Here is a 9085-nt window from a genome sequence, read left to right as displayed (position 1 = left end):
GGCCCGCCCGCGCACGAGGTGTGGCTGCCGCCGTTGGACGAGTCGAACTCGCTCGACACGATGCTGCCGAACCTCAACCCCACCGACGACCGCGGCCTGTCCCCGGTCGGGTTCTTCGGCAACGGTCGCCTGCAGGTGCCGCTGGGCATCGTCGACCGGCCGTTCGAGCAGCGGCGCGACCTGCTGTGGGCCGATTTCTCCGGTGCCGCCGGTCACGCGGTGATCGCCGGTGGCCCGCAGGCCGGCAAGTCGACCATGCTCCGCACGCTGATCATGTCGATGGCGCTCACCCACACGCCCGACGAAGTGCAGTTCTACTGCCTCGACCTCGGTGGTGGCACGCTCGCCGGTCTCGCCGACCTGCCGCACGTCGGTGGCGTGGCCGTGGCCCGGCGCGAGCCCGACAAGGCCCGCCGGATCGTGGCCGAGCTGACCACGCTCATGACCGAGCGCGAAGGCCGGTTCGGCGCGCTGGGCATCGACTCGATGACCGAGTTCCGCAACCGCAAGCGCCGCGGCGAGATCTCCGCCGAGCAGGACCCCTTCGGCGACGCGTTCCTGATCGTGGACAACTGGCGTGCCATCCGCGACGACTTCGACGAGCTCGAGGCGTCGATCACGCGGCTGGCCCAGCAGGGTCTGTCCTACGGCATCCACGTGGTCATCTCGGCCAACCGGTGGGCCGACCTGCGTCCGGCGATCAAGGACATGCTGGGCACCCGGTTCGAGCTGCGCCTCGGTGACCCGACCGAGTCCGACATCGACCGCCGCGTCGCGGTGAACGTGCCGGCCGGCCGCCCCGGCCGTGGTCTGACCCGCGAAAAGCTGCAGATGCTCACGGGGCTGCCGCGCATCGACGGCTCCAGCGACGCCGAGTCGCTGGCCGCGGGTGTGGCCGACGCCGTGGTGAAGATCCGCGGCGCCTGGCGTGGCCGCACCGCACCACAGGTCCGCCTGCTGCCGGAGATGATCACCTACGACGAAGTCCTCAAGATCGACGCCAACCGCAACACGAAGCTGGTGCCCTTCGGCGTCAACGAGGACAACCTCGCTCCGGTCTACCTCGACTTCGACGCCGAGCCGCACTTCTTCGCGTTCGCCGACGGCGAGTCGGGCAAGACGAACCTGCTGCGCCAGATCGGCCGGGGGATCGCCGAGCGGTACTCGCCGCAGGAAGGCGTGATCCTTCTGGTCGACTACCGGCGCACGATGCTCGGCTTCCTCGAGGGCGACTCGCTGCTCGGGTACGCCGTGTCGTCGAACCAGCTCGACAGCATGGTCCAGGACGTGCACGGGTCGATGACCCGGCGCCTGCCCGGCCCGGACGTCACGCAGGACCAGCTGCGCAACCGGTCGTGGTGGACCGGGCCGGAGCTGTTCATCCTGGTCGACGACTACGACCTGGTGGCCACGCAGACGTCCAACCCGCTCAAGCCGCTGGCGGACTTCCTCGCCCAGGCCAAGGACGTCGGCCTGCACCTGATCATCGTGCGCCGCACCGGTGGTGCGTCGAGGGCCTCCTACGACCCGGTCATCGGCAAGCTCAAGGAGATCGCGGCGCCGGGCATGGTCATGAACGGCTCGAAGGACGAGGGCGTGCTGATCGGCAACATCCGACCCGCCGCGATGCCGCCGGGCCGGGGCGTGATGCTCAGCCGCAAAAACGGCAGGCAGCTCGTGCAGGTCTCGTGGATCCAGCCCGACTGAACCGAAAAGGCAAGCTGTGGCGTGAGTTGTTGACGGTGCCGGGGGGAGTCCACTGTGGCCGGATAACGGCCGTGGAGTAGGCGAACGCCGCGTGTTGCGCTTACCTGGGATGGGCGCACTTTACGGCGTCTTCGCCGAACTCTCAGACGGGCCCCGACGGGCTCGCTTTCGTCACCGAGGGACGGCTCTACGCCGCCCGCCTGACGTGAGCCAGATCGCCGCAATTGACCTGACGGCGGCCTCCTCACCCCGGTACGCCCTTCCGGAGGTTGTCCCTATGCGGTCCGGAGCTGCGGGTGACTGGAGCGATGCCGGCGTAGGCGACCAGGTGTCCGGAGCTGGCGAAGTTCGAGGCGTCGCCGATCTCGAGGAGGATGCGGGCTACGGTCCTGGCGCCGATGCTTGGCATCAAGGTCAGGACCCCGGTAAGAGGGTGCGGATCGAGCATCCCTTCGACCTGCTCAGCGGCGGCTTTGCGTTGCTGGAGAACCGTTTTCAGGCTGTCAGCCAGTCTGGGAAGCTCGTCGCCCATGCGTGGTGCGTGGCGATCGAGGTGAGTTTGCGTCGGCCGGCTTTGGCCATGCCGGCCGGGTCGTCGTCGAACCCGGCCAGCACGTCCAGCTCGGCCAATGCCTCGTCGCCGAGGTCAACCGGGCGCGGGACAGGGACCGGGCGGCGTCACGCGATGACCAACGCGTCGCGGGCATCGGTCTTGGCGAGGCCGGGTAGAGATCGGCAATGCGGCGCATGGCCAGGCCTGGCAGGTAGGCCACCCGGTGACCGGCCGCGCGGGCGACCGCGACTGGCAACGCCCCGATCGTGGCCAGCTGGCCGACCACGATAGGCAGCGTTCCGTGCTGGGCGAGCTTGTCGAACAAGACCCGCAGTTCGGTTCACTGTTCGGGCGGCGGCCCGTCGTGCAGCCGTGTGCCGTCGGGGTCCAAACCGGCCGCGTGATGATCACCTATGCCGACATCCAGGCCGAGGAACACCCCGAAACTGCTACTCATCCACCATGCCGTTCGGTCGTCGCGACATGGTCACCGGTCTGGCATCGATGGCCGGCAAGCAAGCCTGCGACGAGACCTACCCAGCGGTGGCCGTGTCCTATCAGCGGTCCCTCGATGCCACCAGACCCAGTGACGTCACGCCCCCCGGATCATGCCTGCGACGAGGGACAAAGTCATGGCGGAGCTGGTGACCACAGCTTCTTGATCAGGAACCACGAATAATGGTGACGGGGGAGGAGGGTTCCCGCGAGAACCTTGGCGGCCGGCGGTCGACTGACCCCGCCGGAGGAGCTGGCTCGGCGCTGAACTGCATTTTCCGCGGCTCGCTACGCAGACCAGCGAAGAGCCGGTCGCCCAGGAGGCGGGCGCTTCGGCACCATCCACGCCGCGTCCGACAACTGTTGTGTCCGGACTCCTTGTTCCAGAGCTCGAGCTGATGGCCTCAAAGGCGCCCGTACCCTCTTGGTCTGACAAGACAGCCGTTCGGTGTATCATGCGTGACATGGATATCCTCGAGCGCCGTCCGGTTTACGAACAGGTCGCCGACGCGCTGCGCGAGGCGATCCTCAGCGGGGAAATGGAGCCCGGCAGTGCGCTCCCATCCGAGCGCGAGCTCTCCGAGCGGTTCGGTGTCGGGCGAACGACGGTTCGCGAAGCGCTGCGCGCATTGCAGACCAAGGGGCTCGCGGTCGCGACCGGCCCGACATCGCCGTTGCGCGTCATCGCGCCGGAGGCGCTGACGACCGACCCGTTGCGCGACACGCTCGTACACCTGCTGCGGCTCGGACGTGTCCCGCTCGAAGACCTCATCGGCCTGCGCATCGCGCTCGAGGGCGCCGGCGCCGAGAGGGCCGCGACCCGCGACCCGCGACCCGACCTCACCGCCGCGCGCGACCAGATCGCGTTCATGCGCGCGGCCGGAACCGACCTCAAGGCCTTCGAGACCGCAGACGTCGGTTTCCACCTCGAAATCGTCAGCGCGTCCGGCAACCAAGCGCTGACGATCATGATGCTCGCCGTGCGCGACACCGTGTCCAAGACTCTGTTGTCGCACCTGGAGGAGCTCACCCGCCCGAAGCCCGTGCTCGCGCAGCTGATCGCTGAGCACGAGGCGATCCTCCAGGCCGTCATCGACGGCGACGGCGAGGCCGCGCGACGCCTCGTCGGCGAGCACCTGCAGGGCTGCGAGGAGCTGCGCCACCGTTACGAGCCCGCACCGTAACCTCGGCTGTCACCGCGGTCGGCACGGCGCCGTCGAGCGCTTTCGGCTCTGCGTGCACGCACGTCGATCGCCTGATGTTCGCGGTCCGGCGATGAGCACACAGCGAGCCCTTCTGCGGTGCCGTGCACCGAGTGCCTTGTGCTCCATGCCGGGTGCGGTTCAGCTCGCCTCTTCGGCCATGAACGCGGCGATGCGCTCGCCGATCATGATGGCGCTGGCGTGCGGGCCGCGTCGGGTCAGCGTCGGCATGATCGACACGTCTGCCACCCGTAGTCCTTCCACTCCGTGGACTCGGCCCCGCGGATCGACGACTGCCGTGTCGTCACAGCTCGGTCCCATCTTGCAGGTCCCCGCCGTATGGGCCGCGGAGGCCAGGTTGGTGAGGATCCACTGGTCCAGCTGGCTGTCGCTGCTCAGCTCGGTTCCCGTCAGCGAGGTGAGCCGCGTGCCCATGCCGTGGTAGGCAGGATGTTCGAGCAGCCGCGCGACAAGGCGCACGCCGTCGCGCATGCGCCGCAGGTCCTCCGGTTCGCTCATGTACCGGAAGTTCAGCTTCGGAAGCACGCCGGCATCGGCTGATCTCAACGTGAGTTCACCGCGGCTCAGCTCCACGCTCAACTCGACGAACATGTGCAAGTCCTTGCGCTGCTGAAAGTCCCGCAGGGCCGCCTTCGCGGATCCACCCCACACACCCTGCCAGGTTGCCCAGGGCCTCCTGAGGAACAAAGCGCCCCTGGCGCGGTCCACGAGGGACTGGCTGCGTGCGCCGAACAGCATGGTGGACTTCGAGTAGATCGCCGGGAGGAGGCACATGTCGTCGACGATCGGCGAATCCGTGGCGGTGTAGTTGAGGATCACCGGGCCCACCGGCAGTCGGCCGCCGGGGACCGGTCCCGCGGTCGTGGTGCGGTACGGGACGGCAACGAACGGATGGTCCATGAGGTTCCGGCCTACATACGGCGAGTCGTGTACGACATCGATCCCGAACCGCCGCAGCTCGTCGGCCGGTCCCACGCCGGAAAGCATGAGGAGGTGAGGAGTATTGATCCCGCCCGCGCACAGGACCACCTCATCCGCGGAGACCGCGCCGTCGACGCCGTCGCGCTGGTACGCAACGCCGTCTGCCCGGCCGCCGGAGAAGGTGATGGCGCGGACGAACGTGCGGTCCTGGACCGTCAGGTTCGGGCGGCGCTCGGCCGGAATCAGGTAGCGGACAGCGGCGTTCATCCTGCGGCCGTTGTCCGCGTTGGTCGGCGTGAACGCGACCCCGGCCGAGGTCGCGCTGTTGACGTCCGAGTCCTCGGGGAACCCGGCGGCGAAGCAAGCCTGGCGGAACGCGTCCAGGATCGGGACCGCCGCCGATTCGGGATGGCACCGGACCACCATCGGACCTTGAGTGCCGTGCCCCGGCGCGCCGCCGAAGTCCAGATCAGTCTCGGCCTTGACGAAGAAGGGAAGGACGTCCTCATAGGACCATCCGACGTTCCCCGCGGCGGCCCAGCCGTCGTAGTCCGCCGGGGTTCCCCGCCCGTAGAAGGCACCGTTGACGGCACTGGATCCACCGACAGCCTTGCCGCGTGCGACCGAGATGGTGCGGTCATCGGTCAGCTGAGCCATGAAGGGCCAGTTGTCGATGCTCCCCGGCATGGCGAACGCGCCGGAGTGGCAGTACTTCAGCGCCGGCGGATAGCTGTCGATCTCCCCGTAATGTCGGCCGGCTTCGAGGACCAGCACGGACCGTTGCGGATCTTCGGACAGCCGCGCAGCGAGCGCGCTGCCCGAGGCGCCTGAGCCGATGACTACGACGTCGTAGTGGCGATTCGCGCGTGGCATCGGTCAGCACCCGGCCCGCGTGGGCGTGGGGCTCGACGCGAAGAGCAGCGCCTTCAGGCCCTCGTGTGCGCCTGGCCGAAACGGCTCGATCTCTCCCATTGGCCACAACCTTCCGGATCGACAGCTCTGTCGTCGTGGACGCCGTCCACAGTGGATCGTCGTTTGGTCTGCTACGCCGTGCTCACGTACCCGCGGGTTCGCCGAGCCGCGCCGCGGATACGTGAACACCGGCTGTCCGGGAAACGCGTCAGTCGTGGACGGCGAGTTCGCCCAGCTCCGACCAGGTTTCGCCCGGCGCGGTCGTGTTGATGATGCGCGGGGTCGACACGAGGTGCGGCGGCAGTTGTGCCTGCGCCGCCTTGAAATGCGCCGATCCGACGTGTGCTGCTCCGGCATCGTCGTCACGGAAGGCCTCGATGAGCACGTATTCGTCCGGGTTCTCCACGCTGCGGGACCAGCTGAACCAGAGGCAGCCCGGTTCGGCCCTGGTCGCGGTCGTGAAATCGGCTGCGATGTCGGGCCAGCTGTCCCCGTCCTCGGGCTTGACGTGGAACTTGGCGGTGATGACGATCACGGGTCTCCGATCGGGTTCTCATGGTGCGGATCAGGAAATCAGGACGGCACAACCGTCGGAGGCGTCACTTCGCGGGGTGAGACTGCCAAGCTCCGGGAACCGGCATCGTGAACAGCCCTGGCGGGGCCTCGATCACGACGGGAATGCAGTTGAACACGCTGGCCGCGGCGGCGTGGAACACCCCCTGGGGCAGGGACGCATCGCGTTCCGGGACACGGGGATCGAGCGAGGGCGCCAGGTCGACGGTCGTCCGCGACGACGGTGACCCTTCGATCTCCACGACGAGCCGGACTTCATGTGGTAGTCCGGGAAAGTCCGGGTGATCCCGCTGAACGGTGTAGATGAACTCGAAGTCCATGAACGGCTTGGTCTCCCCGAGGCGCGCCGCGGACCACTTGAAAGCCGCACCGCACACCGATCCCTTCTTGATCTCTCCGACCGGAATCTCGAAGTCCCGTGTGGCAAGGAACAGCTTGAACCCGCCCTCGACCTTGTCGAGTTCCACTCCGATGTTCTTGGCCAGCAGGTGAAGCCACTCCAGCACGCTCTGCTGGAAATACCCGCCCTCCTCCATCCACGGCTCGAACTCCGCCGCGGGCTTACCCAGTCCCAGGAGCTCGACCATCATGTTGAGGTTCGGGTTGGGCGAGAAGTCGTCGATCTCCGCCAGGTAGATGTGATCGACGTTCAGCGACATGCGGGTCAGCGCCGCGCCCAGCCATGGCACCACCACATCCGGGTTGGCGCCGGCGGACATCAACGTCGTCCCACCTTCGCGGCACGCGTCCTCGATCTGCTGAGCGTAGTCCGGGCTCCGCTTCTCGGGAACGAAGTACGGCCCGGTCGACGAGACCACGTTCTTCCCGGACCTGAGCAAGTCGAAGACATCGCGGTCGCGCGCCTCGATCGGCCCCTGCCCGGCGGGGCAGTGCACGACGACGTCGGCGTCGAGTGCGATCAGCGCGTCACGGTCGTTTGTCGCCAGCACGCCGGTCGGCGGCAGGCCGACCAACTCGCCGGCGTCCTTGCCGACCTTCTCCGGCGTGTGGACCCACACCCCGACCAGTTCCAGGTCCGGATGCTCGATGATCGCTTTGAGCGTCGTGCTCCCCACCGCACCTGTCGCCCACTGTATTACTCGGATCGCCATAACTTTCTCCTTGAACCCAGAGGATCTACCTGCGCCGCGCCCTTGAGCCTCGGTCACCGGTCGGTCCAGCACCCCGATCTGCGGATTTCGGGACTGGTGGCGAGTTCCGTTCGGGGCAGCGGCGATCGAGACTTCTCGCGCGCCCCGTCGAGGCCCAGTGCGGGCACGAACGTCTTGGTCTGACGAGCCATTGCCACCACCTCCGTCCGGCGGCCGGCCAGGCGTGATCAGCCCGCCGGTCTCAGGTTTGTGACCTCGACACGACTCAGCCCTTCTACCGGGCCCTTGAGGCGCGGCCTGTTGAGATAGCAATGTAGGCGTTGGACTGCTGGCCTGACAAGTATGAATTTCTCTGTCGATCTGCGGTCAGACGCGGAGGGGCGCTGAAATGTCCTGCCTTGCTGTGGTTTTCCGCCCGCCGTGGAGCACTCGGCCAACCTTGGCGAGTACCTGCGTGCACACAAGGTGTGACGAGATCTCCCTGCTGGTCTGACTAAGGCGCGGAGTTCGCGGCGCGGCTCAGCCGACGTAGCCTGCGCCGGCGACGAACTTCGCGGCGTTCTCGACCACACTTCGCGCGAGACGCTTCGCGCTGAAAGCACTGCCCGCGCCGGCGAAGTGCCCCGTGATAAGCACGTTCGGACATTCCCACAGCGGGTCATCCGACGGCAACGGCTCGGGATCGACCACGTCCAACCCGGCGGCGCCGATGTGCCCGCTGCGCAATGCCTCGACAAGCGCACGCTGATCAACTATCCCACCACGAGCGACGTTCACGAGGTGCGCACCGGGTTTGCAGGCCGCGAGCTCGGCAGAACCGATCAGGTGCTTCGTGGTCTCGGTCAAGGCGATGGCGATCACGACCGAGTCGGCCTCGGCCAGTGCCGCGCGCAGCTCGCCCAGCGGCCGGACGTCGCTCACCAGGTCGTCCGGGCGAGGCGAGCGAGTCACCACCGTGATCCGCGCACCGAACGCGGCCGCGCGCTTCGCGATCTCGCGCCCGATGTTCCCGTAACCGACGACGAGGAGCGATTGTCCCTCGATCGAACGCACGCCGGCCGGCATCGTTCGCTTCCACTCGCGACTCCGGCCCGCCTCCACACACGCCGGCAACTGCCGTCCGATCGCCAGCAGCAACGCCATCGCGTGTTCGGCGACAGTCGGCGCGAGCGCGCCGTCCGGGCCCGTGACGAGGATGTCTTCAGGGATGCCCGCCGCATCGAAGCCCTCGCGGCCGGCCGACACGAAGTGCATCCAACGGAGGCGGCGACCCGGCCTGCGCAGCACGTCGCAGACCTGGCCAGCCTCGGCTTCGGGTACGTTCCTCAACACCAGGCCATCCAGCTCGGGGAGCGCCTCCAGGAGATCCGCCAGCCCCTCGATGACGACGACCTCCGCACCATCGACTGACCGCAGACCCTCCACGATCAGCTCGCGGGCCAGCTGAGTCCCGAGCCAATAAGCGATCCGCATGCGTTCTCCCACTGTCCGGCCTTGCCTGCGCCAATGATGACCGGCGCGACCACCCGCCTGCGATCCACCTGCGGCGCTCGACCGGCTCGATCTCACGGTGGACGCTGGACCGGCAC

6 protein-coding genes and 1 pseudogene are annotated in these 9085 nt (G+C 67.8%); 2 read left to right on the top strand and 5 right to left on the bottom strand.

Going from position 1 to position 9085, the window contains the following annotated elements; genetic code table 11:
• The coding region (eccCb, locus tag ABZU76_RS49630; protein ID WP_354884906.1) for a type VII secretion protein EccCb at positions 1 to 1707 on the top strand (1707 nt) is incomplete at its 5' end.
• A 283-nt stretch (positions 1708 to 1990) separates the two neighbouring features.
• Here the strand turns inward: eccCb and ABZU76_RS49625 are convergent.
• Positions 1991 to 2717, bottom strand: a pseudogene (locus ABZU76_RS49625) (transposase); the annotation flags it as partial.
• Between the two features lie 502 nt (positions 2718 to 3219).
• Between ABZU76_RS49625 and ABZU76_RS49620 the strand changes: the two are divergent.
• Positions 3220 to 3939 carry a FadR/GntR family transcriptional regulator gene (locus ABZU76_RS49620; protein ID WP_354884903.1) on the top strand — a complete coding sequence of 240 codons (720 nt, stop codon included), beginning with the start codon at positions 3220 to 3222 and terminating at the stop codon, positions 3937 to 3939.
• A gap of 159 nt (positions 3940 to 4098) precedes the next feature.
• On the opposite strand, the gene ABZU76_RS49615 is transcribed toward ABZU76_RS49620, so the two are convergent.
• The 4 genes from ABZU76_RS49615 to ABZU76_RS49600 form a co-directional block, all read right to left on the bottom strand.
• Positions 4099 to 5772, bottom strand: a complete 1674-nt coding sequence (locus ABZU76_RS49615; RefSeq protein WP_354884900.1) for a GMC family oxidoreductase N-terminal domain-containing protein — start codon at positions 5770 to 5772, stop codon at positions 4099 to 4101.
• 247 nt (positions 5773 to 6019) lie between these two features.
• On the bottom strand, positions 6020 to 6346 hold the full coding sequence (locus ABZU76_RS49610) for a putative quinol monooxygenase (RefSeq protein WP_354884897.1): 327 nt from the start codon (positions 6344 to 6346) through the stop codon (positions 6020 to 6022).
• A 64-nt stretch (positions 6347 to 6410) separates the two neighbouring features.
• On the bottom strand, positions 6411 to 7553 hold the full coding sequence (locus tag ABZU76_RS49605; protein WP_354884894.1) for a hypothetical protein: 1143 nt from the start codon (positions 7551 to 7553) through the stop codon (positions 6411 to 6413).
• Positions 7554 to 8015: 462 nt separating this feature from the next.
• Entirely contained in the window at positions 8016 to 8969 is a 954-nt protein-coding gene (locus ABZU76_RS49600; protein ID WP_354884891.1) for a D-2-hydroxyacid dehydrogenase, read from the bottom strand.
• Positions 8970 to 9085: the final 116 nt, after the last annotated feature.

Origin of the sequence: Amycolatopsis sp. NPDC005232 (assembly GCF_040607795.1) — a bacterium.
In the GTDB taxonomy this organism is placed as follows: Bacteria; Actinomycetota; Actinomycetes; order Mycobacteriales; family Pseudonocardiaceae; genus Amycolatopsis.
This window is presented reverse-complemented; position numbering and strand designations above follow the sequence as displayed.

Coding starts and splice junctions, on each gene's coding strand:
- ABZU76_RS49620 (WP_354884903.1), top strand. CDS start 3,220: ATGGATATCCTCGAGCGCCGTCCGGTTTACGAACAGGTCGCCGACGCG.
- ABZU76_RS49615 (WP_354884900.1), bottom strand. CDS start 5,772: ATGCCACGCGCGAATCGCCACTACGACGTCGTAGTCATCGGCTCAGGC.
- ABZU76_RS49600 (WP_354884891.1), bottom strand. CDS start 8,969: ATGCGGATCGCTTATTGGCTCGGGACTCAGCTGGCCCGCGAGCTGATC.